General features: G+C 67.1%; 22 protein-coding genes. 10 read left to right on the forward strand and 12 right to left on the reverse strand.

All coding sequences use genetic code 11. The annotated features are described in order from the left end of the window. Positions 1 to 23: 23 nt before the first annotated feature. The 3 genes from AMB_RS20280 to AMB_RS20290 are packed head-to-tail and all read right to left on the reverse strand — an operon-like array spanning position 24 to position 2,119. Positions 24 to 263: a CDGSH iron-sulfur domain-containing protein gene (locus AMB_RS20280; protein ID WP_011386360.1), complete on the reverse strand. Its 240-nt coding sequence runs from the start codon at positions 261 to 263 to the stop codon at positions 24 to 26. A 58-nt stretch (positions 264 to 321) separates the two neighbouring features. Beyond that, entirely contained in the window at positions 322 to 1,620 is a 1,299-nt protein-coding gene (locus AMB_RS20285; protein ID WP_011386361.1) for a methyl-accepting chemotaxis protein, read from the reverse strand. Next, the gene (locus tag AMB_RS20290) at positions 1,595 to 2,119 is read right to left on the reverse strand and encodes a PAS domain-containing protein (RefSeq protein WP_011386362.1); all 525 of its coding nucleotides are present in this window, start codon (positions 2,117 to 2,119) and stop codon (positions 1,595 to 1,597) included. The genes AMB_RS20285 and AMB_RS20290 overlap by 26 nt, the downstream gene beginning before the upstream one ends. 326 nt (positions 2,120 to 2,445) lie before the next feature. Between AMB_RS20290 and trpB the strand changes: the two genes are divergently transcribed. The 5 genes from trpB to AMB_RS20315 all read left to right on the forward strand — a co-directional run bounded on the left by trpB (position 2,446) and on the right by AMB_RS20315 (position 8,746). Continuing rightward, positions 2,446 to 3,669, forward strand: coding sequence for a tryptophan synthase subunit beta (gene trpB, locus AMB_RS20295; protein WP_011386363.1), 1,224 nt, complete (start codon positions 2,446 to 2,448; stop codon positions 3,667 to 3,669). Continuing rightward, positions 3,669 to 4,478: a tryptophan synthase subunit alpha gene (trpA, locus tag AMB_RS20300; protein WP_011386364.1), complete on the forward strand. Its 810-nt coding sequence runs from the start codon at positions 3,669 to 3,671 to the stop codon at positions 4,476 to 4,478. The genes trpB and trpA overlap by 1 nt, the downstream gene beginning before the upstream one ends. Before the next feature lie 11 nt (positions 4,479 to 4,489). Beyond that, positions 4,490 to 5,416 (forward strand): acetyl-CoA carboxylase, carboxyltransferase subunit beta, encoded by a 927-nt coding sequence (gene accD, locus AMB_RS20305; RefSeq protein ID WP_011386365.1) that lies wholly within the window; start codon positions 4,490 to 4,492, stop codon positions 5,414 to 5,416. A 117-nt stretch (positions 5,417 to 5,533) separates the two neighbouring features. Further along, positions 5,534 to 7,414: a sensor histidine kinase gene (locus tag AMB_RS20310; RefSeq protein ID WP_011386366.1), complete on the forward strand. Its 1,881-nt coding sequence runs from the start codon at positions 5,534 to 5,536 to the stop codon at positions 7,412 to 7,414. A 27-nt stretch (positions 7,415 to 7,441) separates the two neighbouring features. Next, the gene (locus AMB_RS20315) at positions 7,442 to 8,746 is read left to right on the forward strand and encodes a bifunctional folylpolyglutamate synthase/dihydrofolate synthase (RefSeq protein ID WP_043745395.1); all 1,305 of its coding nucleotides are present in this window, start codon (positions 7,442 to 7,444) and stop codon (positions 8,744 to 8,746) included. On the opposite strand, the gene AMB_RS20320 is transcribed toward AMB_RS20315, so the two are convergent. The 3 genes from AMB_RS20320 to AMB_RS20330 all read right to left on the reverse strand — a co-directional run bounded on the left by AMB_RS20320 (position 8,710) and on the right by AMB_RS20330 (position 12,121). Continuing rightward, entirely contained in the window at positions 8,710 to 10,872 is a 2,163-nt protein-coding gene (locus AMB_RS20320) for an ATP-binding protein (protein WP_070108674.1), read from the reverse strand. The two genes, AMB_RS20315 and AMB_RS20320, sit on opposite strands and share 37 nt — an antisense overlap. A gap of 202 nt (positions 10,873 to 11,074) precedes the next feature. Beyond that, a complete protein-coding gene (locus tag AMB_RS20325) occupies positions 11,075 to 11,638 on the reverse strand; it encodes a flavodoxin family protein (RefSeq protein WP_011386370.1) in 564 nt (187 codons plus the stop codon). Between the two features lie 60 nt (positions 11,639 to 11,698). Further along, positions 11,699 to 12,121, reverse strand: coding sequence for an Rrf2 family transcriptional regulator (locus tag AMB_RS20330; RefSeq protein WP_043745399.1), 423 nt, complete (start codon positions 12,119 to 12,121; stop codon positions 11,699 to 11,701). A 113-nt stretch (positions 12,122 to 12,234) separates the two neighbouring features. On the opposite strand from AMB_RS20330, the gene AMB_RS20335 reads away from it, so the two are divergent. Both AMB_RS20335 and asnB read left to right on the forward strand, forming a co-directional pair. Further along, positions 12,235 to 13,857 carry a tetratricopeptide repeat protein gene (locus AMB_RS20335; RefSeq protein ID WP_011386372.1) on the forward strand — a complete coding sequence of 541 codons (1,623 nt, stop codon included), beginning with the start codon at positions 12,235 to 12,237 and terminating at the stop codon, positions 13,855 to 13,857. A 37-nt stretch (positions 13,858 to 13,894) separates the two neighbouring features. Further along, a complete protein-coding gene (gene asnB, locus AMB_RS20340) occupies positions 13,895 to 15,802 on the forward strand; it encodes an asparagine synthase (glutamine-hydrolyzing) (RefSeq protein WP_043745402.1) in 1,908 nt (635 codons plus the stop codon). 6 nt (positions 15,803 to 15,808) lie between these two features. Here asnB and queC read toward each other — a convergent pair whose 3' ends face one another. After that, a complete protein-coding gene (gene queC, locus AMB_RS20345; RefSeq protein WP_011386374.1) occupies positions 15,809 to 16,492 on the reverse strand; it encodes a 7-cyano-7-deazaguanine synthase QueC in 684 nt (227 codons plus the stop codon). 2 nt (positions 16,493 to 16,494) lie between these two features. Continuing rightward, positions 16,495 to 17,037: an aspartate 1-decarboxylase gene (locus tag AMB_RS20350; protein ID WP_011386375.1), complete on the reverse strand. Its 543-nt coding sequence runs from the start codon at positions 17,035 to 17,037 to the stop codon at positions 16,495 to 16,497. 187 nt (positions 17,038 to 17,224) lie between these two features. Between AMB_RS20350 and AMB_RS20355 the strand changes: the two genes are divergently transcribed. Beyond that, positions 17,225 to 18,592 carry a glutamate--cysteine ligase gene (locus AMB_RS20355; RefSeq protein ID WP_043745404.1) on the forward strand — a complete coding sequence of 456 codons (1,368 nt, stop codon included), beginning with the start codon at positions 17,225 to 17,227 and terminating at the stop codon, positions 18,590 to 18,592. 12 nt (positions 18,593 to 18,604) lie between these two features. On the opposite strand, the gene AMB_RS24685 is transcribed toward AMB_RS20355, so the two are convergent. Next, positions 18,605 to 19,538 (reverse strand): IS630 family transposase gene (locus AMB_RS24685; RefSeq protein WP_231848908.1). Its coding sequence is split into 2 segments (ribosomal slippage): positions 18,605 to 19,202 and positions 19,201 to 19,538, totalling 936 coding nucleotides; the frame shifts between segments, so codons are not numbered across the junction. 51 nt (positions 19,539 to 19,589) lie between these two features. Between AMB_RS24685 and AMB_RS24690 the strand changes: the two genes are divergently transcribed. Continuing rightward, positions 19,590 to 20,099: a replication protein RepA gene (locus tag AMB_RS24690; protein ID WP_148207503.1), complete on the forward strand. Its 510-nt coding sequence runs from the start codon at positions 19,590 to 19,592 to the stop codon at positions 20,097 to 20,099. Between the two features lie 665 nt (positions 20,100 to 20,764). Continuing rightward, complete coding sequence (locus AMB_RS20375; protein ID WP_148207504.1) at positions 20,765 to 20,986, forward strand: hypothetical protein; 222 nt, start codon at positions 20,765 to 20,767, stop codon at positions 20,984 to 20,986. 64 nt (positions 20,987 to 21,050) lie between these two features. On the opposite strand, the gene AMB_RS26195 is transcribed toward AMB_RS20375, so the two are convergent. The 3 genes from AMB_RS26195 to AMB_RS20390 are packed head-to-tail and all read right to left on the reverse strand — an operon-like array spanning position 21,051 to position 24,143. Continuing rightward, positions 21,051 to 22,205, reverse strand: coding sequence for an NERD domain-containing protein (locus AMB_RS26195; protein ID WP_197531968.1), 1,155 nt, complete (start codon positions 22,203 to 22,205; stop codon positions 21,051 to 21,053). Between the two features lie 22 nt (positions 22,206 to 22,227). Next, positions 22,228 to 23,316: a YccF domain-containing protein gene (locus AMB_RS20385; RefSeq protein WP_011386383.1), complete on the reverse strand. Its 1,089-nt coding sequence runs from the start codon at positions 23,314 to 23,316 to the stop codon at positions 22,228 to 22,230. 38 nt (positions 23,317 to 23,354) lie between these two features. Continuing rightward, entirely contained in the window at positions 23,355 to 24,143 is a 789-nt protein-coding gene (locus AMB_RS20390; RefSeq protein ID WP_011386384.1) for a hypothetical protein, read from the reverse strand. Positions 24,144 to 24,187 lie beyond the last annotated feature (44 nt).

Here is a 24,187-nt window from a genome sequence, read left to right on the forward strand (position 1 = left end):
GATGGCGGAGCGCGGGCAAGCGATCACAGCGTCTTGTGGGTTCCGTCGCAGAGCGGCGGCGCCTTGCTGGCCTTGCAGCCGCAGAAATAAGCGGTGCCCGCCTTGTCCGGCGTATAGGCCACCGGGGCGAGGCCGGTTCCCTTGTGGCTGCCGTCGCAGAAGGGCTGAGCCTTGGAGCGGCCGCAGGCGCACCAGTGGTAAGTCTTGCCCGCCTCGACGGTAACGGGATAGGGCGCCTTCTGGGCGATGACGGGATCGGTCATGGGCGCATCTCCTCTCTGCCGCAGCCCCATACATGGGCATGCGGCAGAGGGGAAACAATCAGGCGGCCTGCCCCTTGATCTTGGCGATGAAGCCGCCGATCTGGGCTTCCAGGTCGTCGGCCCGCGCCGCCAGGCTGGCGGCGGCGGCGGAGATCTCGCGGGCCTCCTGGTCGGTGGTCTCGGCGGTATCCTTCACATAGGCCACCGCCTCGGACACCGACGCGGTGCCGGTAGCGGCCTCCTGGACATTGCGCGAGATTTCCATGGTCACCGCGTTCTGCTCCTCCACGGCGCCGGCCACGGCGGTGGAGGTCTCCTGGATGGTGCCGACGATCTGGGCGATCTCGCGGATGGCGGCGGCGGCGCCTTCCGAGGCCAGTTGGATCTGGCTGACATGGGCCGAGATTTCCTCGGTGGCCCGGGCGGTCTGGTTGGCGAGGGTCTTGACCTCGTTGGCCACCACGGCAAAACCTTTCCCCGCCTCGCCCGCCCGCGCCGCCTCGATGGTGGCGTTGAGCGCCAGCAGATTGGTCTGCGACGCGATGTCCTGAATGAGGGACAGCACCGAGCCGATCTGGGCGGCGGCATGACCCAGGTCCTGCACCGTCTGGTCGGTGCGCTGGGCGGTGACCATGGCCTCGGACGAAATGGCCGTGGCGCGGGTGGTCTGCATGTTGATCTCGCCGAAAGACGCGGCAAGCTCCTCGGCGGCGCCGGCCACCGACTGGACGTTGACCGAGGCCTCCTCGGCGGCGGCGGCCGAGGTCATGGCCTGCTCGACGGTCTGGGTGGCGTTGTTCATCAGCCGGTCCGAGCTTTGGCGCAGCTGGGTCGAGGCGGACGACACCTCCTGCACCAGGACACGGACATTCTGCTCGGCGAAGTTCAACGCGTCGGCGTCCCGCCCCTTCATCAGATCCAGGGAGGTGTTGATGATCCCGGCATAGCGGGCAAAGTCGCCGCGCAAGCCGGTCGGAATGATCTTGCGGAAGTACTGCCGCTGGTTGGCGTGCTCCATGGCCGCCTGGGATTCGCGGCAATAGGCCTCGGTCAGGTCCAGCAGCCGGTTGATGGAGCGCAGCATCTGGCCGATATTGCCCTGGCCCTTGATGTCCATGATGCGGACGCCGAGATTGCCCTGGGCGGCGGCGGCGCAGACCTGGGCGGCCTTTTCGATGCTGGCGTTGCTGCGGTTGAGCAGGCCGACGGGGATCCAGGCCGGGATGGCCAGGACCACGGCAAAGCCCGCCGCCACCCAGTTCTGCAGCAGCAGGGCGACGAGAACCAGGGCAAGGGCCAGCCCGAAGGTGATCTGGCAGGCCCGCCGGGCCTTAGAGACCGAGGACAAATTCTGCATAGGGCTTTCCTTCGCGCTTCAACTGGTCGACCAGGGCGGCGAACGCCGCCTCCATGCCCTGCTTGCGGTCGGCGGCGGCCTCCTCGATCTTCAGCAGGCTCTGGTACAGGGGCTGAACTTTGGCAAGCGCGTCGCGACGCGGCACGCGGCGATTGGAATGGTAGCCGACGATCTGGCCGTCGGGACCGAAATCCGGGGTGACGTGGGCCAGGACCCAGTAATGCTCGCCGGTCTTGGCCAGATTGACCACATAGGCGAACAGTTCCTTGCCCGAGGCGATGGTGTCCCACAGCAGCTTGAACACGCAGCGCGGCATCTCGGGATGCCGGATCATGCTGTGCGGCTGGCCGATCAGTTCGGCCTCGGTGAAGCCCGAAACGCTGAGGAACACGTCGTTCACATAGGTGAGACGCCCTTTGGTATCGGTCTTGCTGACGATGATTTCGTCCTCGGCGAAAGTCCGCTCTTTTCCCGATGGCTGAATGGTCCTGCTACTCACTCGCCTACCCCCCCCTTACGACGTAGTTCCCGCACACCCTGTCATGAGAATAGATATCAACAGGATAATAACAAATCAACACGCTCCGTGTATCTTCGTATTTCTTTCGTTTAAAATTTCTTTCCACTCGCTTGGCGAGAACGCGCCTTCAACTCAGCGGATAACCCCATGTCGCGGCATGCAGCCCGAGGTTCCCCGCCGGTCCGGCGGCGCGGCGACCGCCGGACCGGCCAAGAAAACCGTCCTCACCACAAAATCTCTCCTCAGGGGCGGCGCTTTCTGCTTTATTGGCGCCTTTCCGCCGCCCAAGGTCCAGAAACAACGCCATGCAAAGCCTGAACACCTACCGCGCGGGTCCCGACGAACGCGGCCATTTCGGCATCTTCGGCGGCCGTTACGTGGCCGAAACCCTGATGCCCCTCATTCTCGAGGTGGAGAAGGCCTACGCCGCGGCCAAGGCCGATCCAGCCTTCCAGGCCGAGTTCCGCCGGCTGCTGTCCCAATACGTGGGACGCCCCAATCCGCTGTACTTCGCGCCGCGCCTGACCCAGGCCTTCGGCGGCGCCAAGGTGTTCCTGAAGCGCGAGGACCTCAACCACACCGGCGCCCACAAGATCAACAACTGCATCGGCCAGATCCTGCTGGCCCGGCGCATGGGCAAGCAGCGCATCATCGCCGAGACCGGGGCCGGCCAGCACGGCGTGGCCACCGCCACCGTCTGCGCCCTGTTCGGCATGCAATGCGTCATCTACATGGGCTCCACCGACATCGAGCGGCAGATGCCCAACGTCTACCGCATGAAGCTGCTGGGCGCCGAGGTCCGTCCGGTCACCAGCGGCGCCGCGACCCTCAAGGACGCCATGAACGACGCGTTGCGCGACTGGGTCTCCAACGTCGCCGACACCTATTACCTGATCGGCACGGTGGCCGGGCCGCACCCCTACCCCGCCATGGTCCGCGACTTCCAGTCGGTGATCGGCGAGGAAGCGCGCGAGCAGATGCAGGCCCAGGAAGGCCGCCTGCCCGATTCGCTGGTGGCCTGCATCGGCGGCGGCTCCAACGCCATGGGCCTGTTCCATCCCTTCCTCGACGACAGCAGCGTGCGCATCATCGGCGTCGAAGCGGCCGGTCACGGCCTGGACAAGCTGCACGCCGCCAGCCTGACCGGCGGCAAGCCGGGGGTGCTGCACGGCAACCGCACCTATCTGCTGCAGGATGCCGACGGCCAGATCGCCGAGGCCCATTCCATCTCGGCAGGCCTCGACTATCCCGGTATCGGGCCCGAACATTCCTGGCTGCACGAAAGCGGCCGGGTGGAATACGTCTCGGTCACCGATGACGAGGCCGTGGCCGCCTTCCAGCAATGCACCCGCCTGGAGGGCATCATTCCGGCGCTGGAATCCAGCCACGCCATCGCCTACGCCTCGAAGATCGCCCCCGCCCTGCCCAAGGACCACCTGATGGTGGTCAACCTGTCCGGACGCGGCGACAAGGACGTCAGCACCATCGCCAAGGCGCTGGGCGACGAGCACCTGGGAGGACTCGTCTGATGTCGCGCATTGCCAAGCGTTTCGCCAAGCTCAAGGCCGAGAACCGCGCCGCCCTGGTGACCTTCATCACCGCCGGCGACCCCGACCACGCCACCAGCCAGGCCCTGCTCGACGGCATGCCGGCGGCGGGCGCCGACATCATCGAGCTGGGCATGCCCTTCACCGATCCCATGGCCGACGGCCCCGCTATCCAGCTGGCGGCGGGCCGCGCCCTGGCGGCGGGCGGATCGCTCCGCCAGACGCTGGAGATGGTCGAAGCCTTCCGCAAGACCGATGCCGAGACGCCGATCATCCTGATGGGCTACTACAATCCCGTCTATGCCTGGGGTGCGGAGAAATTCGCCGCCGACGCCGCCAAGGCCGGAGTGGACGGGCTGATCATCGTCGACCTGCCGCCCGAGGAGGCCGACGAACTGGTGCCGTTCCTGCGCCAGGCCGGCATCGACTTCATCGTGCTGACCACCCCCACCAGCGATGACGCCCGCCTGCCCGTGGTGCTGGCCAATGCATCGGGCTTCGTCTACTACGTGTCCATCGCCGGCATCACCGGCACCGCCTCGGCGGCCCAATCGGCCATCGACGAGGCGGTCGCCCGCATCCGCCGCCATACCGGCCTGCCGGTCTGCGTCGGCTTCGGCATCAAGGACCCCGCCCAGGCGGCCGAAGTGGCACGCGTCGCCGACGGCGCGGTGGTGGGCTCGGCCATCGTTTCGGTGCTGGCCGACAATATCGGAAAGCCCGGCGCCGTTTCCGCCCCGCTGGCCCTGGTCAAAGACCTGGCCGCCGGTGTGCGCGGCGCCCGGAACTAGGAGCATTTTCCATGAATTGGCTGACCAATCTCGACAACACCCGGCGTTCGCTGAAAGAGCGCCTGATCGGTCTGGTGGCGCCCAAGGAGGTGCCCGACAACCTGTGGCTCAAATGCCCGGGCTGCGGCCACATGATTTTTCACCGCGACCTGGAGAAGTCCCTGAACGTCTGCCAGCATTGCGGCCATCACCTGCGGCTTTCGGTCAAGAAGCGCCTCGGCATGCTGTTCGATGACGGCCAGTTCCAGCGCATCGAACTGCCCAAGGTCGCCGACGACCCGCTGAAGTTCAAGGACCAGAAGCGCTATTCCGACCGGCTCAAGGACACCCGTTCCAAGACCGGTGAGACCGACGCCATCGTGGTGGCCCACGGCCGCATGGGCGGCATGAACGTGGTGGCGGCCTGCTTCAACTTTGACTTCCAGGGCGGCTCCATGGGCGTCGCGGTGGGCGAGGGCATCGTGGCGGCGGCCGAGCTGGCGGTGCTGCAGGATGCGCCGCTGATCGTCATTCCCGCCTCGGGCGGCGCCCGCATGCAGGAAGGCATCCTGTCGCTGATGCAGATGGCCAGGACCACCGTGGCGGTGGACAAGGTCAAGGAGAAGCGGCTGCCCTATATCGTGCTGCTGACCGATCCCACCACCGGCGGCGTCTCGGCCAGCTTCGCCATGCTGGGCGACATCGCCATCGCCGAGCCCGGGGCGGTGATCGGCTTCGCCGGTGCCCGCGTCATCGAAAGTACCATCCGCGAGAAGCTGCCCGAAGGCTTCCAGAAGGCGGAATACCTGCTGGAGCACGGCATGGTCGACATGGTGGTGCCGCGCCGCGACCTGCGCGCCACCATGATCCGCATCCTGTCGCTGTTGAAGAACCGCGGGGCGGCCGGCGACCTGCTGTCCCTGCCCATCGATACCCCCGACGCCGTCGATCAGGACTGAGCGGAGCGTCACGGGACTGGAATTCCCGGGTGCGGCCCCTTATACTAGCGCGAAGGTAATACCGAGGCCCTGGGCCTCGGTATTGTCGTTTGTGGGCGTGTCTGCGAGGTCCCCGCCTTGAACCGGGTTGAAAAGGACGTGCTTTCCCTGGCCCTGCCGCTGCTTCTTCTGGTCGCGGCGGCGGCGCTTTGCGGCTTGGCGGTGCGCATCGTCCCGCCGGGACGAATCTTCGACGACCCGGCATCCTACCTGGCCATCCACTCCGCTCTGGAACTGATCAGCATCACCGTGTCGCTGATGGTGTTCTCGCTCGGCTGGGCGGTGCGCCGCACCGACCCCAACCAGCGGAACCTGATCCTGGGTCTGGCCGCCCTGGCGGCTTCGGCCATCGATGTCTTCCATACCCTCTCCTACGCCGGCATGCCGGATCTGGTCACCCCGAGCAGCCCGGAAAAGGCCATCAATCTGTGGCTTCTCGGCCGCCTGGCCATGGCGGTGGGGCTGGTCCTGGCCGTTATCGTCACCACCGACCACCAGTGGCGTGATGCCACGCGGCGGTTCTGGCTTGGCGGCGTCGCGCTGGTCACCACGACGCTGGTCGCCATCGGGCTGGTTCACCCCGAATGGTTCCCCCGGACCTTCATTCCCGGCAGCGGCCTGACCCCGTTCAAGATCAGCGCGGAATACGTCCTGTCCGTCGCCTATGTGGGGGCCGCCAGTGCCATGTATCTGCGGTTTCGCCGCACGGGGGACCCCAACGAGCTGAAGCTGGCCGCTGCCGCCTGGATTATGGCCCTATCGGGCGTGCTGCTGACCCTTTACGGCGATGTGGGCGACCTCTTCAACCTGGCGGGCCACCTGGGCAAGGCGCTGGCCTATCTGCTGATCTACGGCGCGCTGTTCGTCTCGGGCGTCCAGACTCCCTACACCGCCCTGGCCAAGGAGCAGGCCCTGCTGCGGACCCTGATGGATTCGGTCCCCGACCTGATCTTCTTCAAGGACCCGCAATCACGCTATCTCGGCTACAACCGGGCCTTTGCGTCCTATTGTGGCCGCCCGGAAGCCGAAATGATCGGCAAGACCGACGACGAGTTCGCGCCGCCCGAAGTCGCCGAGTTCTACCGCTCCAAGGATCGCGCGGCCATGGCGGCGGGACGGCCCACCACCAACGAGGAATGGATCGACTATCCCGATGGGCGGCATGTGCTGCTGGAAACCATCAAGGCGCCCATTCACGAGAACGGCGGCACCCTGATGGGCATGGTGGGCATCAGCCGCGACATCACCCGGCGCAGTTCCGCCGAGGAAAAGCTGCGCCGGGCCCTGTCCGACCTGGAGATGGTCACCACCGTCGCCGCCCACGACCTGCAGGAACCGGCCCGGACCATCGCCAGCTTCCTGCAATTGCTGGAGCTGCGCTACCGCGGCAAGCTGGGCGAGGATGCGGACCAGTACATCGCCTATGCCGTGGCGGGGGCCCATCGCATGCGGGACCAGTTGGCGGGGCTGCAGGAATACACCCTGGTCGACCAGGGTCCCGCGTTCTTTCCGCCGGTGGATGCCGCCGAGATCGTCGCCGCCATTCTGGAGGCCTGGAAGCCCAAGCTGGACGAGGCGGGCGCCGTGGTCAGCCTGGGCAGCCTGCCGGTGGTTCAGGCCAATCCGGACCAGTTGAAGGCCCTGTTCCAGCACCTGATCGGCAATGCCCTCAAATTCCGCCATCCCGATCGGCCGCCGGAAATCCGGCTCAGCGCGGCACACCAGGGGGGCACCTGGGAATTTTCCGTCACCGACAACGGAATCGGTGTCGAGGAAGCCTATTGGGACAAGATCTTCATGGTGTTCCAGCGCCTGCACCCGCTCAGCCTCTATGAGGGAACCGGGATAGGCCTTGCCATCTGCCGCAAGATCGTGGAACGTCACGGCGGCCGCATTCGGGTGGTGTCCGTCCCCAACCAGGGCAGCACCTTCAGCTTCACCATTCCCGACCGCGCCTGACCCTGCCGCCACGCCAATCCAGCGACCATGATCGACCGCATTCTCGACCGCCTGACCCGGCTGCACCCCAAAGTCATCGACCTGTCCCTGGAGCGCGTCCTCGGGCTGCTCGACGCCCTGGGCAATCCCCAGGACAGGCTGCCGCCGGTCATCCACGTGGCGGGAACCAACGGCAAGGGATCGACGGTGGCGACGCTTCGCGCCCTGTTCGAGGCGGCGGGGCTGCGAGCCCACGTCTATACCTCGCCCCATCTGGTGCGCTTCGCCGAGCGCATCCGCATCGCCGGCGCATTGCCCTCGGACCCGCAATTGCTGGCCTTGCTGGAAGAGGTGGAAGCCGCCAACGGGGGCAACCCCATCACCTTCTTCGAGATCACCACGGCGGCCGCCTTCCTGGCCTTTGCCCGGAGCCCGGCCGAGATCTGCATCCTGGAGACCGGGCTGGGCGGGCGGCTGGATGCCACCAACGTGGTCGAGCGCCCGGCGCTGACCGTGCTGACTCCCATCGCCATGGATCATGAGAGCTTCCTGGGCGGCCGCATCGAGGCCATCGCCGCCGAGAAGGCCGGCATCATGAAGCGCGGCGTCGCCTGCGTCGTGGCCAAGCAAGGCCGCAAAGCCGCCAAGGTGCTCGACGCCCGCTCGACCGAACTGGGCGTGCCGCTGATCAAGGAGGGCGAGCACTTCTTCGCCCGCACCGCCTCCGATGGCGGGCTGATCTATCGCGGCCCGTCGGTGGAATGGAGCCTGCCCGCCCCCGCCTTGGCCGGAGCGTTCCAGTACCGCAACACCGCCCTGGCCCTGGCCTGCATCGAGCGCCTGTCGCGCACCGCGCCGGTTCCCGCCTTCCCCGACTTCCCCCCGGGCGCCCTGGGCCTCGGCGTCCGCTCGGTGGAATGGCCGGCGCGGCTGCAGCGCCTGACCCAGGGGCCGCTGGTCGACCTGCTGCCCGAGGGCTGGGAGCTGTGGCTGGACGGCGGCCACAATCCCCACGCCGCCGAGGCCATCGCCCAGCATGCCCGCTCGTGGCGGGACAAGCCGCTGATGGGCGTGTTCGGCATTCTGTCCACCAAGGACGTGGACGGCTATCTCGAACCCCTGGCGGCGCGCTTTCACACCCTGCGCACCGTGGCCATCCCGGGAGAGGCGGCATCCCTGTCGGCCGAGGACGGCGCCACGGCGGCGACCCGGCATTTCTGCCTGGACGCCAAGCCCGCGCCGTCGGTGGAGGCGGCCATCGCCGAGCTGGTGGCGGCCGGTTCGGCCCCCGCCCGCATCCTGATCTGCGGCTCGCTCTATCTGGCCGGAACGGTGCTGTCGGCCAATTCCTGAGCCCGCCCGAAACGCTGTTCCAGCGTTGCGCGGGTCGCCGACCAGACCTCGCCCAGCGGCTGGATATGCCGGCGTACCTCGTCGGCACGGCCATCGCGGGCGGCGACCTCGATGGCGGCGGCGAGATCGGCGAGAGACGCGCAACCCGCCGTCCCGGCCATGCTCTTGAGATCGTGGGCCGCCATGTGCAGGCGCAGCAGATCGCCGGTTTCCTCGGCCAGGATGCGACAGGCCGCCTCGGCATGGGTGAGAAAGGCGCTGACCAGGCTGGTCATGCCCTCCGGCCCCAGATAGGCGCTCAGTTCGGCGAAGGGCGCTGTCTGTCCGGCCGCGGGCGTCGCCCCGACCGGACCACCCGCCAGCACATCGCCGATGACCCGGAACAGGATGGCCGGATCCACCGGCTTGGCCACATGGGCGTTCATGCCCGCCTCCCGGCACCGTTCGGCGTCGCCGCGCATGGCGTTGGCGGTCAGGGCGATCACCGGCACGTCCCCCGCCGGAGCGGGCAGCGCCCGGATGCGCGAGACCGCCTCCAGGCCGTCCATCACCGGCATCTGCATGTCCATCAGCACCACGTCGAAGCCGCCGTCCCGCGCCAGGGCCAGGGCCTCGGCGCCGTTGGCGGCGACGGTGACGCGATGGCCGGCCTGGGTGAGAAAGCCCAGGGCCACCTTCTGATTGATGGGATTATCCTCGGCCACCAGCACCGAGAGAGGGGGAAGAACCACCTCGCCCCGAGCATCCACCGCGCCCAGGGCCGGCGCCCGGCCAGCCGGCAGGGCGAGGCGGAACCAGAAGCGGCTGCCCACGCCGGGGCGGCTTTCCACCCCGATCTCGCCGCCCTGGGCCTCCACCAGCCGGCGGCAGATGGCCAGGCCCAGCCCCGTGCCGCCGAAGCGCCGGGTGATGGAGGAATCCGCCTGGGCGAAGGCATGGAACAGCCGCCCGATCTCGGCCTCGCCAAGACCGATCCCGGTGTCGGTCACCGAGAATTCCAGCCGGCCAGACCCATCGCCGGCCAGTCCCACCCGGATCAGCACATGGCCTGAATCCGTGAATTTCAACGCATTGCCCGCCAGATTCAGCAGGATCTGCCGCAGGCGTCCGCCATCGCCCTCCACCCATTCGGGGACCTCCGGGCCAATGGCATGGGACAGCTCCAGGCCCTTTTCGCGGGCGCGGGCCGAGAGCAGGGTCTGGATGCCGGCCAGGGTGCGGGCTGGACTGAAGGGCGAGCGTTCGAATTCCATGCGCCCGGCCTCCACCTTGGACAGGTCCAGAATGTTGTCCAGGATGCCCAGCAGCAGTTCGGCGGAATGGTGGACCATTTCCAGACGCTCGCGGTCCTCTGCCTCCAGCGGCCGGTCGAGCAGCAGCCGCACCATGCCCAGAATGCCGTTCATGGGGGTACGGATCTCGTGGCTCATCACCGCCAGGAACTCGCTCTTGGCCCGCGTGCCGGCCTCGGCCGCCTCCTTGGCGTCCAGCAGGGTGATGCGCGCCTGACGCTCGCCCTCCACCAGCAGAAACTGGCGGCGGCCCATGCGCTCGAACTGGATGCGGGCGGTGGCGCCGACCAGATAGGCCACCCCGGTCATCAGGGTGATGATGGCCATGTCGGCCGGGCTTTCCGGCACCTCGCGCAGTTCGGCCCAGGCCAGCAGGCTGACCAGCGGCCCGACGGCGCATAGCAGCGCCACCCGCCGCAGCGGTCCCGGCGCGAACATGAACATGGACATGGCGATCAGCGGAAAGAACATGCCGCCGTGGCGATCCAGCAGGGGATGGGCGAAGACCAGGGCGTTGAGGAAAAAGAAGGTGTAGAGGTGCAGATGGGTGACGGCAATGATCATGCGCGACGTCCTGGCCCGCGCCAGGGCGGCCAGCCCGACGGCCAGCACGATGGCAATGGCCAGGCGCACCGTCAGGAAGAACACCAACCGGCGTCCTTCAAGCGCCAGCAGGTCGAGGGGCGCAAAGGCAAGGCTGGTCAGGCTGGTGGCCAGGACGCAGAGATAGGCCCCGTCCCGCAGACGTTGCCGGGACGAATCGACGAAGGTGCCCTCGAGTTCCCGCGAACGGAACTCGCCCCACCACGTGATGGCGGTGTCCCTGATCCCCATGGGCGGCAAGGTAAGTAGCTTACCTGACCCCCGTCAATACATTGAAACCCTGAGAAGCGGAGTCGGGGCGGCCGCTTCGGCCACCCATTTGACGTCATCCCGAACGGGGGCGAGGGATCTCATCCTGGACCGGCAGATCCGGTTCGGCATCGATGCTCCAGGCGGAGATCCCTCCCTTCGTTCGGGATGACAAATCAATCCATTACTTGGTCCAGCGCGCGGCTGCCTCGGCCACCCGCTTGCCCAGATGGGCGGCGGTCTTCTTGTCGGCTTCGGTGACGCCTTCCGGCCCCTGGTCGGCATTGGCCTGGGCCATGACGCCGAGGAAGCTGCCCAGACGGTTGAGATCCTCGACGCTGCCCTTGGAATTGTTGTTGCCGGGCAGCAGGTCCAAACCCACCCAGATCATGCCGTGCTGGGCAGCGAACACCGACAGTTGCTGCAGGACGGCCAGCTTGTCGCCGCTCTGGCTGGCCGAGACGGTGAAGCCCGCCGCGACCTTGTCGGCCCAGCCCCGGCCGTACCAGGTCTTGGAGCTCCACTCCATGAACTCTTTGAACTTGGCCGAGGCCGAACCCATGTAGGTGGGCGAGCCGAAGATGATGGCGTCGGCGCCGTTCAGGACGTCGGCCTTGGCCTCGGCCTGATCGGCCGGAACCAGATGGACCTGGGCGCCCGGAACCTGGGCGGCGCCGGCGGCGACCGCCTCGGCCACCACCTGGGTATGGCCGTAGCCGGAATGAAAGACGATGGCGATGGAAGTCATGCTGCTCTCCTAAGATGTAATGGTATCTGTTACTGTTACGTTAATTCGCAAAAAAGGGGCTTATCCCTCGACCTTCAAGGCCCCCACCACTTCCGACAGCTTGGTGGTGGACAGAACCGCGTCGCGGGCGGCATCGGCCCGTTCCATGACCCGGACCAGCACCGACTGGATGTTGCGCCCCACCGGACAGGCCGGATTGGGCGGCTGGTTGTGCAGGGCCGGCTCCTCCTCCTCGTCCACCGCCCGATGGATATCGAGCAGGGAGATGCGGTCAGCGGGCCGGGCCAGCACCGATCCGCCGGCGCTGCCCCGCGTCGAGCTGACCAGCCCCGCCTTGGCCAGGGCCGACAGCAGGCGGCGCACCACCACGGGGTTGGTGTTGACCGAGCCGGCGATCCACTCCGACGTGCAAGCCTGCCCGTCCATGGTGGCGAGCAGAGAGGTGATGTGGACGGCGACGGCGAAACGACAGTTCTTGGCCATGGGCAATATGTAACAGACATCGTTGCCATTCGCAAGCCGAAACGCCGCCCCCGCTTTCCCGCGTTGCTCGCTTTGCGCCGAGCGGCCTATTCTGTAACGAAAGAGGGGAAACCATGAGTGCCAACAGCAAGCCGCTGAATATCGGAGAGGCGTTCGGCCGCGCCATGGCGGCCTGGGACGACGGCAATGCCGCCGAGGCCCGGCGTCTGGCGCGCAGCATCGTCGAGTCCAAGCCGGATTTCGGCGGCGCCCATTATCTTCTGGGCCTGATCGCCCTGGCCCAGGGACAGGCCCGGCGGGCGGCCGAGCATCTGACCCAGGCGGTGGCCGCCGATCCCAACCAGTCGGTTCCCCGCCTGGCCCTGGGCCGCGCCCTGGAAGCCCTGGACAATTACAACAGTGCCATCTTGCACTATCGCGCCATCCTGTCGCGTGAGCCCGATCATGCCGAGGCCAATGCCCGGCTGGCCGAGCTTCTGGGACGGCTGGGGCGCAACAAGGCCGAGGCGCTGGAGCATGCGCGGCGAGCGGTCAAGGTCGCCCCCCGCCATCCCGAGGCCCTGTGCACGCTGGGCACCCTGCTGCACCAGACTGGTGATCATGCCGAGGCCGCCCGCATGCTGGAACGCTCCCTGGAGATTCGTCCCGACTGGGCGGTGGCGCTGAACAATTACGGGCTGGTGCTGGGCTCGCTGGGCCAGTACGAGCGGGCGGTGGCGGTGCTGTCGGGGGCGGCGGAGCTGCGCCGTGACCATGCGGGCACGCGGGCGAATCTGGCGGCGGCGCTGCGCGGCATGGGGCGCCTCGACGAGGCCCGGCTGCATGCCGAGCGCGCCACCAAGATCAATTCCCGCGATATGGCGGGCTGGCTGGAACTGGGCTTGGTCCGCAAGGCGCTGGGCATGCCCGAAGCCGCCGCCGCCGCCTTCGAGCGGGCGGTGACCGCCGCCCCGGATTCGGTGCACGCTCATTACTGTCTCGCCGAGGCCCGGCTGGTGCTGGGCGAGAAGAACCGCGCCGCCAAGTCCTTCCGCCGTTGCCTGGAACTGGACCCCGAGGACCGCCACGGCGCCGCCCTCGGGCTGGCCCAGGCCGGCGCCGGCGAAGCCCCCGCCCGCGCGCCGGACGCCTATGTGCGCCAGCTGTTCGACGATTACGCCGATAAGTTCGACGCCGCCCTGGTGGACAAGCTGGCCTACCGCGCTCCGGCGCTGCTGGCCCAGGCCATGGACAAGGCCCTGGACCGCCGCCAGGACCTGGACGTGCTCGACGCGGGTTGCGGCACCGGCCTGGCCGCCCCGGTCCTGCGCCCCCTGGCCGCCCGCCTGGACGGCATCGACCTGTCCGGCGCCATGGTGGACAAGGCCCGGGCCCGCGGCCTCTATGACGGGCTGGAGGTGGGCGAACTGGTCGCCGGCTTGAGGCACCACCCTCACGCCTATGATCTGGTGGTCGCCGCCGACGTCCTGGTCTATTTCGGCGGCCTTGAGGACATCATGGCCGCCACCGCCCTGGCCCTGAAGCCCGGCGGCGTGTTCGCCTTCACGGTGGAGCGTGCCGACGACTGCGCCTCCTATGTACTGGGCGCCAAGAACCGCTATGCCCACGCCCCCGAATATGTGGACGCGGTGGCCGCCGCCAACGGCTTTTCCGTGGTTTCGGCCGAGCGCGCCTCCACCCGCCAGGAAGCGGGGGAGGATGTTCCCGGTCTTGTGGTGGTGCTGCGCAAGGGCTAAGGTCCCTGCGATTTCATAGCGGAACGTTCCAGCGATCATGTGCGGCTTCGCCGGCTTTCTCGACCTGACCCGGGCCACGCCCGACCGTGAAACGGTGGTGCGCGCCATGGCCGCCACCCTTGTCCATCGCGGCCCCGACGACGACGGCGCCTGGGTGGACGACGATGCCGGCGTCGCCCTGGGCTTTCGCCGCCTGGCCATCATCGACCTGACGCCCCAGGGCCACCAGCCCATGACGTCCCATGACGGGCGCTGGGTGATCAGCTTCAACGGCGAGATCTACAATCACGCCGACCTGCGGGCTCGGCTGGGCGAAAGCATGGCCTGGCGCGGCCATTCCGACACCGAGGTGCTGCTGGAGGCGGTCTCCGCCTGGGGGATCGAGGCGGCCCTGGCCGCCTTCGACGGCATGTTCGCCTTCGCCCTGTGGGACCGCCGGGAGCGGGTCCTGACCCTGGCCCGCGACCGCTTCGGCGAGAAACCCCTGTACTGGGCCAAGGCCGGCGGAAGCCTGCTGTTCGGTTCGGAGCTGAAGGCGCTGCGCGCCCATCCCGCCTGGACCGGCGGCATCGACCGCGACGCCCTGGCCCTTTACATGCGGCTGGGCTGGATTCCCGCCCCCCACACCATCCATCCCGGCGTGTTCAAGCTGGAACCCGGCCACCTGATGCGGGTGAACGGCGGCGACATCTCCGCCAAGGCCTATTGGTCGGCGGCGGACTGCGCCGCCGGGCTGGAGGACAGCTTCGCCGGCAGCGCCGAGGACGCCGCCGACCGGCTGGAGGAACTGCTGCGGGAGTCCGTGCGGCTGCGCATGCAGGCCGACGTGCCGGTGGGCGTCTTCCTGTCGGGCGGCATCGATTCCTCGGCGACCGCCGCCCTGATGAGGCAATTATCGGCCGAGCCGGTTCATTCCTTCACCATCGGCTTCGATCAGGCCGGGCTGGACGAAAGCGCCCATGCCCGCGCCGTCGCCGACCATCTGGGCACCCTCCACACCGAGGTGAGGATCAGCGATGCCGAGGCCCTGGCCCAAGTGGCGCGCCTGCCCGTCCTCTACGACGAGCCCTTCGCCGATGCCGCCGCCCTGCCCACCGCCCTGCTGGCCCAGGTGACCCGCAAAAGCGTCACGGTGGCGCTGTCGGGCGATGGCGCCGACGAGTTGTTCGGCGGCTACGGCATCTACCGTTCCATTCCCAGGGACTGGCGGCGGCTGCAGGGATTGCCCGACGGCCTCCGGGCGCTGGGGGCCATGGGCGCCCGCGGGCTGGCCGGACCGGCCGAGGGGCTGGCCGCCCTGGCGGGAACGGTCCGCAAGCGCCGCAGCCATCCCGGCCACCGCCTGGGCCGCGAGGCCGAGAGGCTGGAGGCCGGCTCCCTGGCCGAGCTGCTGGGCCTGCATTATTCCCGCTGGCGCGGCATGTCCGATCTGGTGCCGGGGGCCGGGCGGGCCGAGAGCCTGTTTTCCGCCCCCACGCCCCGCCTGCACGATGACGCCCTGGCCACCATGGTGCTGGATGCCATGGGCTACCTACCCGACGATCTGTGCGTCAAGACCGACCGCGCCACCATGGGCGCCTCGCTGGAGGCCCGCCTGCCCTTCCTGGCCCTGGACATCGCCCGCTTCGCCTGGAGCCTGCCCACGAGCCTGAAGATCGAAGGGGAGACGGGCAAGGCGGTGTTGCGCCGGGTGCTGTACCGCCTGGTGCCGCGCGCCCTGGTCGACCGCCCCAAGATGGGCTTCGAGGTGCCGCTGCGCCGCTGGCTGAACGGTCCGTTGCGCGACTGGGCCGACGACCTGCTGTCCGAGGAGAGGCTGCGCCGCCAGGGTCACCTGAACGCCGCCCTGGTCGCCCAGTGCTGGCGCGAGCACCGCTCGGGGGCCAAGAACTGGCAGAACGAGATGTGGCACGCCCTGATGTTCCAGGCCTGGCTGGAACACTGATCCGGATCAGGAGGCGTATTCGGCCGGATCGGCCAGACCGGCCTCGGCGAAGCCCTTGAGCCGCAGGCGGCAGGAATCGCAATGGCCGCAAGCCTTGCCGTCCGGAGTGGGGTCGTAGCAGGTCGACGTGATGGAATAATCCACGCCCAGGTCCAGCCCGCGCCGGATGATCTGTCCCTTGGTCAGGTCGATCAGCGGGGTGTGGATGGTCAGCCGCGTCCCCTCCACCGCCGCCTTGGTGGCCAGATTGGCCATGGCCTCGAAGGCCTTGATATAGTCGGGGCGGCAATCGGGATAGCCGGAATAATCCACGGCGTTGACGCCGACGAAGATGTCGGCGGCGCCCAGAACCTCGGCGAAGGCCAGGGCGAAGGACAGCATGATGGTGTTGCGGGCCGGCACATAGGTGACGGGGATGCCGGCGGGGATGGCCTCGTCCAGCTCACCCTTGGGCACGGCGATATCCGAGGTCAGCGCCGAGCCGCCGAAGACCCGCAGGTCGATGTCGGCGATGCGGTGATCGCGGATGCCCAGAGCCGCCGCCACCCGCTCGGCCGCCCGGATCTCCACCGCGTGGCGCTGGCCGTAGCGGAAGGTCAGCGCCGCCGGGGCAAAGCCCTCGGCCTTGGCGATGGCCAGCACCGTGGCGGAATCAAGGCCGCCGCTGAGCAGGACGATGGCGGGCTTCATGACTACAGCGAGAAATGCGACGCGATGAAGGAATCGATCTCGGCCTCGGACCAGCCCTTGGCGGCCAGATCGGACCGCAGCTTGGTGATATCCACGTTGGGCCAGGTGTGGCAGCTCTCGATGGTGTGCTTGTCGGCGTCGACGATGCGGAAGTCGTAGGGCCGCTTCTCGCTCTGGAACACGTCGTAGTACAGCACCTGATCCACGTGATTGTCGGGCAGGAAGGTCAGGATGCGTGGCTTGATGTCGTACAGCTTCTCCGGCCCGGAAATGTCGGCCGAGGCGGCAATGATCAGCTCGTCGCCCTTCTGGCAGGTGCGGGCGGCGGCGCCGTTCAGGACGCAGCAGCGCGAGCCCGGCTCGCCGAAGATGACATAGGTCGAAATGCGGGCCGCCGAGTTCTTGTTCCAGATGTCGACGAATTCCATGGGATAGATGCCGGCCATCTCGCACTGCTCGGGATCGAGGGTGATCGAGCCGTGATAATTGAGGTCGGCATTGGTAACGCGAATGCCATGCAGCTTCGCGCGAATGATCTTCATCATGGGACACCGGAACAAACTTGCAGCATTGGGCAGTGACGTAAACGCACTGGGGCCTGTTCCGCAACACCTTATTCGCGTCAAGGGGTGTGGACCGCGAGGGGTGGGGGGCTGATTCGGCGCTTGACGCCCTCATGCGCGCTGTCGTTTGCTGGAGCTTCCGCACTTGCTCAGTAGGATCATCCCGCCCATGTCCGCACCCGCCAAGCCCAGCGGCGAACCCATCGCCGGCAAGCACCAGCTGGTCGAGTACCTGGAATCCGGGTGCAAGCCGAAGGATGCCTGGCGCATCGGCACCGAGCACGAGAAGTTCGGCTTCTCGCTCGACGACCTGAAGCCGGTGCCCTATGGCGGCGACAAGGGCATCAAGGCCATGCTCGACGGGCTGGTGGGCCTGGGCTGGGAGCCGGTGTTCGAGGGCGACAACGTCATCGCCCTGCACGATTACTGCGGCGCCGCCATCAGCCTGGAGCCGGGCGGGCAGTTGGAACTGTCGGGCGGCCTTCTGGACAACATCCACCAGACCGCCGCCGAGGTCACCCATCACCTGGCCCAGGTCAAGCACGTGGCCCAGCATCTGGGCATCGGCTTCCTGGGGGTCGGCTTCCAGCCCAAGTGGAGCAAGGATGACACGCCCTGGATGCCCAAGGGCCGCTACGTGATCATGCGGCGCTACATGCCCGAGGTGGGCACCAAGGGCCTGGACATGATGCTGCGCACCTGCACGGTGCAGGTGAACCTGGACTTCGCCTCGGAAGCCGACATGGTGAAGAAGCTGCGCGTCTCGCTGGCGCTGCAGCCCATCGCCACCGCCCTATTCGCCGCCTCGCCCTTCGTGGACGGCAAGCCTTCGGGCTTCATCTCGGCGCGGGGCGACGTGTGGACCGACACTGACCGCTACCGCACCGGCGGCCTGCCCTTCGCCTTCGACGAGGGCATGGGGTTCGAGCGCTATGTGGACTGGATGCTGGACGTCCCCATGTACTTCGTCTATCGCGACGGCAAGTACATCGACGCGGCGGGCCAGAGCTTCCGGGACTTCATGGCGGGCAAGCTGCCCGCCTTTCCCGGCCAGCTGCCCACCATGGGCGACTGGGCCGACCACCTGACCACCGCCTTTCCCGATGTGCGGCTCAAGAAGTTCCTGGAGATGCGCGGTGCCGATGCCGGCCCCTGGCGGCGCCTCTGTGCCCTGCCCGCCCTATGGACCGGCCTGCTTTACGACGATACCGCCCTCGACGGCGCCTGGGAGCTGGTCAAGGACTGGACCGCCGAGCAGCGCGAGGCCCTGCGCGCCACCGTCCCCGCCCGGGGACTGGCCGCCACTATCCATGGCCGCAGCGTGCGCGAGGTGGCCGCCGACATGCTGAGCCTGGCCTCGGCCGGATTGAAGGCCCGCGGCCGCCTCAACGATTCGGGCCGCGACGAGACCATCTACCTCGACCCCATCGAATCCGTGGTCAAGACCGGCAAGACCGCATCGGAAGAGATGCTGGACGCCTTCCACACCCGTTGGCGGGGCTCGATCGATCCTATCTTCAGGGAATACGCCTACTAGAGCATTTTCCGCTCAATCGCGGTCACAACCGGCAGCGGCGAAGTAGTTCAGGCATTCGGCCGGTGTGAAGAGATCGATACCCCTGGCGATGGCAGTCCAGAGGTCGTCCTTGGTCCTGGCCGCGACCTTCTTGAGGAAGCTCTTGAACTTCGAGAAGACCATCTCGATGGGGTTGAAGTCAGGGCTGTATGGCGGCAAGAAGTACAACTTTGCCCCCGTTGCCTCGATGGCAGCACGCACGGCGGTGAGTTTGTGGGCGGGCAGGTTATCCATGACCACGACGTCGTCCTGCGACAGCGTCGGCGCCAGGACCTGCTCGACATAGGCCAGAAAGGCGGGACCATTCATGGCGCCATCCAGGACCATGGGCGCCGTCATGCCACTCAGCCTGAGGGCGCCGACGAAGGTCGTTGTCTTCCAATGTCCGTGCGGCACCGGCGCCCGGCACCGCTCGCCACGTAGCGCCCGGCCCCGCAGCCGGGCCATCTTGGTCGAGGCGCCAGTCTCATCGATGAAGACCAGGCGCTCAGGGGCGAGATCGGGCTGAATCTCGAACCACGCCTGCCGTCGCCGCAGAACATCAGGCCGCTGCGGCTCGCTTGCGTGCGCCGTTTTTTTTGAACGTCATGTCGTGGCGGTCCAGCAGGCGCCATACGGAGCTGTGGGCGACCCGCAGCCCGTGCGTCACCTCCAGGTGGGCCACGATCTCCATCAGGGTGATGTCCGGCGTCTTGTCGATCAGGCCCAGGATTTCCTCGACATGGGCTTCCATCCGGTGCGAGTGCCGGTCACCGCCAATAGGCTTGGGGTCGGCAAGCCCCTCCTGGCGCCAGCGGCTCATCCATTTGATCGCCGTCGAGGCAGCCACCCCAAAGCGCTTTGCCGCTAAACGGCAGGATTGCCCATTCTCCACGGCGGCTATCAGGCGTTGGCGCAGAAGCGCCACAAGATCGGGCGCTCCGACGTGCTGTCATATGATGCAGCCCGGCAGGAGGCCATGCCCATCACCGATAGCGGCGAAGTCTGGTGGAGTGACGTCGCGCCATCGCAACGCGCCCTGTATGGCAGTTACGTCGTTCTGGGCGAGGCGTTCTTCCGCGCCATTACCTCCAATCCCGTGCCGGTGGATCGGCGCGCCTTGAAGGCGCTTCGGCGCAGCCCCCTTGCACTCGATCTCTACGCATGGGCAACCCATCGGGTCTATGAACTCGGCAGCGAGGGCGCTTTCATTCCCTGGTCGGGCCTTCGTCGCCAGATCGGTGCGGCCTATTCCGATCCCAAGAATTTCCAGAAAGCAGCGAAACAGGCACTCCGGAAAGTGGCTTCGGTCTATCTCGGCTTTCGCTACTCCTGCGAACTTGGAGGCATCCGCATTCTGCTCGGCAGCACAACAGCGGTGCCGTCGAATAAGTCGGGGAAAAGTTCGCATATCCACGGTGAAACGGTACCCCGGCCCACAGCAGCCCCACCAAAGGCCAGGGGAGTTACCCCCAGATCGAGACGGTGAAACGGTACCCGTGAAGGACGGTGAAGTGGTACTCCGCCCTATATACACCCCTATAGAATCTCTTCCTGTTGTTGGCGCCCGGCTTTGTGGACAAGCCGGGTTGCTCGGCAGGACGCGGATGCAGGCATCGGGAGGACGGGCCTTCCGCGCGCCCCAGGCATCCCGATGCGGCACCGATGGGGGGTGTGCAGCGCCCCGGCAAAGTGCCGGACGGAACCTCCGTCTGGCCGCCCTTCGGGCAGGAACAAGCCCGCTCTCTCTGCGAGCCGAAATACCTCGGGGGTTTGGGGGCTGGCCCCCATCTGCCGGAAGCGGATTTCGACGCCCCCGGTTTGGACGCGACAGAATCGGCCTTGGGCGTGGCCTTTTCTCCCGTGGACGCGCCGTCACCCCCCCTTGGACGCGCTCGGGCGCGGCATGCGCGCAGGCTCCCTCCAATCTCCAAGGCTTCTGCGGCTCTCGCCACAGCCATACACAAGGCAGGATACGCACTTTGTCGCACACCTGGGGCACAAACCCGGGCTTGCGACAAAGCGCAGGGCTTGGAGCGCCCGCCTCCGGCGGCTTGAAGGAGGCAGGACATGACACGTTTCACAAGGGCCAGTCGGATCAATGTCCGAGTTGAGACCGGCCTCCGCCAAGCGGTTGAGGCCGTAGCAGCCGACATGAAGTGTTCGCCATCCGTGGCCGCCCGCCACCTCTTGGCCGAGGCCCTCGCTTATCGCCGCGCCGAGGCCATGGATGAAAAGCCGGGATCGGCGGCAAAGGCGCTGGGCCGCATTGCCGCGTGCGAGATACGACGGCGAAACGACTACACCATCTGGGGAATGTCCGAGGACGTACGGCGCATTCTCGAATCCATGGGGATTCGAAAGCCGAAGGTGTGACCTCACCCCTGTCATCCGTCTTCAAAGACATTCCAGCCGTGCTGCTGAAATGGATGCGCTGTTCTCAGGAGGCGCCCCAGACACCCCGCCGGTTCTCCCGCGCCAACGCTTCGGCATTGCGGATGAAATCTGGGGCGTTGGCGGCGGCCTTGGCGAAACCGGAAAGGGCGAAGACCTCGGCGATATCGAGGCCTTTGGCGAGCGAGATGCAGCGCCAGCCGCCGACCGGCGCCATATAGCACTTCACATTTCCCGCCTGAGCCAAATACGTACGGGCAAAGGCTTTGGCTTCCGGCAAATCGACGGGGCGCAGGCCTGTCAGGGGTAGACGCTGACCATTCACGCTGAGGGTGGCGGTATCCAGAATGTCCGGCACGCCCGTGATGGTTTGCGGCGTCTTTGGCGGAGCCGAAGCTGGCGGCTTTACGGCGGCGGCTGGCTGCGTTGCGGGTGGGCTTGCCGGAATAAGCCGAGGGACAAGAACAGCCGCCAAAGCGACAACCAAACTGGTGGCGATGGTCAGCCCGGCGATCTTCACGATGGCGGGGCGCTTATTGGGCGGCGGCTGGAATGATGTGGGCGCCGTTTCTTCCTCCGGCTCCACAAGGGCCGGCTCCACCACAACATGCTGACGCCCATACAACTCGATGATGGAGGTAACCCCGGCGGATTCGAGCGGCTTATAGCCCTCGCCCGAAGCCATGGCCTTTTCCATCATCTCGGCAATACGAGTGCCGATCACCGCCATGTCGTTCTCGAACAGGAAATGCTCGGTCTTCGGTTCCAGAACAGCCTCGGCGTTGGACGGGCGCGGGGTGTGAGGCAGGATCACCAGCGGCGTTATGGCAAAAAAGCCGCCAACCGATGAATGGGCCTTCCAGTCGGAGACAAAGGACATCCCCGCCCCAACCGCTTGGTGATAGGGATTCTTGATGGAGGCAGGCTGGCCGGCGGAACGGGTGGTGCTTGTCCACTTGCGCCGGCTGTCCATGGGATTGCCGAGCGTAACGGCCCCGCCCTTGACCTCGATTACCACCACTCCGAAGCGAGGGTGGAGGACCAGAAAGTCGATCTCACGGGGCTGGCTGCCCAGAGTGCCAATGGACCACAGGACAGTAAAGTCGCCGCTCAATTGCCGTTCCAGCGCGTGGAAGACGGCGCGCTCGGCCCCGGCCTCCCGCCCTACTTCGGAAAACGACGCAGGAATCATCTTCGCCATCGGACGCACTCCGCCGCTTTGCTTACGAAGCGCCCCAGACGCCCCGCCGGTTTTCCCGCGCCATACCCTCGGCGTTGCGGATGAAGTCGGGTGCATTGGCGGCGGCCTTGGCGAAGCCGGACAGGGCGAAGACCTCGGCGATATCCAGTCCCTTGGACTGCGACACACAGCGCCAGCCGCCGACCGGGGCCTGTTCGCACGTCACCCCTCCCGCCTGTTCCAGGTAGGAGCGGGCGGCGGCGGCGGCTTGGGGCATTTCCACCGGGCGCAGGCCCGCCAGGGGCAGGCGCTGTCCGTTCACGCTGAGAGTGGCTGTATCGAGAATCTCGGGGATGCCGGAATGGCTGGCGGGAATTTGCTTGGCCGGCGCGATCACGGCGGCGGGAACGACCGGGGCCAGCTTCTGAATCTGGGGCTGTAAAGTTGTGGCGGGAATGGTCGCCGAGGGGGAGGACGAGTTGAACAGTTTCGGCCCCAGGAACGCCACAGCCAGGACCAGAGGAATGCCGACGGCAAGGCCAATCTTCAACCCGCTGCTCAGTTGCGGGCCATGGCTGACCGGGGCGGGGCGATCATCCGAGCGGACATTCAGGATCGTGTCGGAGCCGCTGGGCGCGGCGGGCTGGCCCAAGGTGGGCTCGGATCGCGCCGGCCGGCAGGCGAGGCCGTCGAGTTCACGCAAAGCCGCCCGGTGCTGCAATTCCTGCGCGGCGGCCACCGAAACACACCGCTTGCCAACGGGATTGAAGACCGTGCCCGTGGCCTTGGCCACCACGATGGCCAGCGGTATGCCGATGATGGTGCAGCACAGGAGGAACGCCTGAACCACCATAGCGGCGGCCAGGAGCAGCCCGAAGGGGAACCACAGGATCATGATGATCCAGGAATAGGCCTTCCACAGCCCGATCTCGGCGCCGGGCTCCAGGTCGCTGTCGCGCACCATGGCCCGCCCGAACGGCCCCAGATAGAACTTGCCCAACTCCATCAGGCCGAGCCCCAGAGGGGCGCCCACCACAGTAACCGTGAACAGCAGGCCGATCAGATAGGTGATGGCGGCATTGATGAACCCGAGGAACGGGAAGTGCCACAGAATGTTGCCGAGCGTCCTCATTTCCGCCTCCTCGCGGGCTAGGTCCTAGACGGGAAGCCTCAGCGCGAGGCCACCACCCACTGCTTCTGTTCGTTCAGGCACGAGGTCACGGTTTCCTCGTGCTGCTTGCCCGAGCTATCGACCACCACCTGCTTCAGCTGGCGGCAGGTGCGGCCATCGGCCAGGGTGGTGGGGGCGGAAACCGGTTCGACCCAGCCCCAATTACCCGACTGGCCGCCGGAGCGGATCGGCTCGACCGCGCCCCACTGGCCTGCGGAAGCCTGCTTGCCGGGTTCGACGGCGGCCCATTGTCCATTTCCCTGCGATGGCGGGGTGGACGGGGCGGGGGGCGGCAGGGGGGCCGTCTTGACCTGGCGCTGAGGGGCAGCCTTCGGCTTGGGCGGCTGGGATGCGGCAGCGGTCGTCGAGGCCGTCTGGGGTGTGGCGGCCGGAGCTGACGCCGTTGCCGGCGTGCTGGCCGTCGCGGGAACCTGGGCGGTATCCGACGCCCACACCACCTTCTGCCCCACCGGCGCCTCGCCTGCCGTCTGCGAGGCGGTAGCCAGCGCCTGCTTGTCCTGGCAATCCAGCAGCGAGCCGATCTGCTGGCCGATCAGACCACCCACCGCCGCGCCGAGGAGGGCTGTGCCGATCTTGCCGCTGGCTTTGCCCAGCAGCAGGCCGGCGGCAACGCCGCCAATCACTGCGCCGATAGCTGCGCCACCCACCTTGCAATCGTTGTCGAAGGCAGTCTCCATGGTCTTGCAACCGGTCAAGACCACCGGGACGCAAATCGCCGAAGCCAGGAGGGACATCCGTCCCAGCCTGGACACACCAAAGCTCATCATGATTTCCCCCAAGCAAAAAGCATCTTGCGGCAACTATCCCTTGC

It is taken from the genome of Paramagnetospirillum magneticum AMB-1 (genome assembly GCF_000009985.1).
GTDB lineage: Bacteria > Pseudomonadota > Alphaproteobacteria > Rhodospirillales > Magnetospirillaceae > Phaeospirillum > Phaeospirillum magneticum.

What these genes read in the sequence shown, in the direction of transcription:
- AMB_RS20280 (WP_011386360.1), bottom strand. Translation starts at nt 263, where the DNA reads ATGACCGATCCCGTCATCGCCCAGAAGGCGCCCTATCCCGTTACCGTC.
- AMB_RS20285 (WP_011386361.1), bottom strand. Translation starts at nt 1,620, where the DNA reads ATGCAGAATTTGTCCTCGGTCTCTAAGGCCCGGCGGGCCTGCCAGATC.
- trpB (WP_011386363.1), top strand. Translation starts at nt 2,446, where the DNA reads ATGCAAAGCCTGAACACCTACCGCGCGGGTCCCGACGAACGCGGCCAT.
- trpA (WP_011386364.1), top strand. Translation starts at nt 3,669, where the DNA reads ATGTCGCGCATTGCCAAGCGTTTCGCCAAGCTCAAGGCCGAGAACCGC.
- accD (WP_011386365.1), top strand. Translation starts at nt 4,490, where the DNA reads ATGAATTGGCTGACCAATCTCGACAACACCCGGCGTTCGCTGAAAGAG.
- AMB_RS20315 (WP_043745395.1), top strand. Translation starts at nt 7,442, where the DNA reads ATGATCGACCGCATTCTCGACCGCCTGACCCGGCTGCACCCCAAAGTC.
- AMB_RS20320 (WP_070108674.1), bottom strand. Translation starts at nt 10,872, where the DNA reads ATGGGGATCAGGGACACCGCCATCACGTGGTGGGGCGAGTTCCGTTCG.
- AMB_RS20325 (WP_011386370.1), bottom strand. Translation starts at nt 11,638, where the DNA reads ATGACTTCCATCGCCATCGTCTTTCATTCCGGCTACGGCCATACCCAG.
- AMB_RS20330 (WP_043745399.1), bottom strand. Translation starts at nt 12,121, where the DNA reads ATGGCCAAGAACTGTCGTTTCGCCGTCGCCGTCCACATCACCTCTCTG.
- AMB_RS20335 (WP_011386372.1), top strand. Translation starts at nt 12,235, where the DNA reads ATGAGTGCCAACAGCAAGCCGCTGAATATCGGAGAGGCGTTCGGCCGC.
- asnB (WP_043745402.1), top strand. Translation starts at nt 13,895, where the DNA reads ATGTGCGGCTTCGCCGGCTTTCTCGACCTGACCCGGGCCACGCCCGAC.
- queC (WP_011386374.1), bottom strand. Translation starts at nt 16,492, where the DNA reads ATGAAGCCCGCCATCGTCCTGCTCAGCGGCGGCCTTGATTCCGCCACG.
- AMB_RS20350 (WP_011386375.1), bottom strand. Translation starts at nt 17,037, where the DNA reads ATGATGAAGATCATTCGCGCGAAGCTGCATGGCATTCGCGTTACCAAT.
- AMB_RS20355 (WP_043745404.1), top strand. Translation starts at nt 17,225, where the DNA reads ATGTCCGCACCCGCCAAGCCCAGCGGCGAACCCATCGCCGGCAAGCAC.
- AMB_RS24690 (WP_148207503.1), top strand. Translation starts at nt 19,590, where the DNA reads ATGCCCATCACCGATAGCGGCGAAGTCTGGTGGAGTGACGTCGCGCCA.
- AMB_RS20375 (WP_148207504.1), top strand. Translation starts at nt 20,765, where the DNA reads ATGAAGTGTTCGCCATCCGTGGCCGCCCGCCACCTCTTGGCCGAGGCC.
- AMB_RS26195 (WP_197531968.1), bottom strand. Translation starts at nt 22,205, where the DNA reads ATGGCGAAGATGATTCCTGCGTCGTTTTCCGAAGTAGGGCGGGAGGCC.
- AMB_RS20385 (WP_011386383.1), bottom strand. Translation starts at nt 23,316, where the DNA reads ATGAGGACGCTCGGCAACATTCTGTGGCACTTCCCGTTCCTCGGGTTC.
- AMB_RS20390 (WP_011386384.1), bottom strand. Translation starts at nt 24,143, where the DNA reads ATGATGAGCTTTGGTGTGTCCAGGCTGGGACGGATGTCCCTCCTGGCT.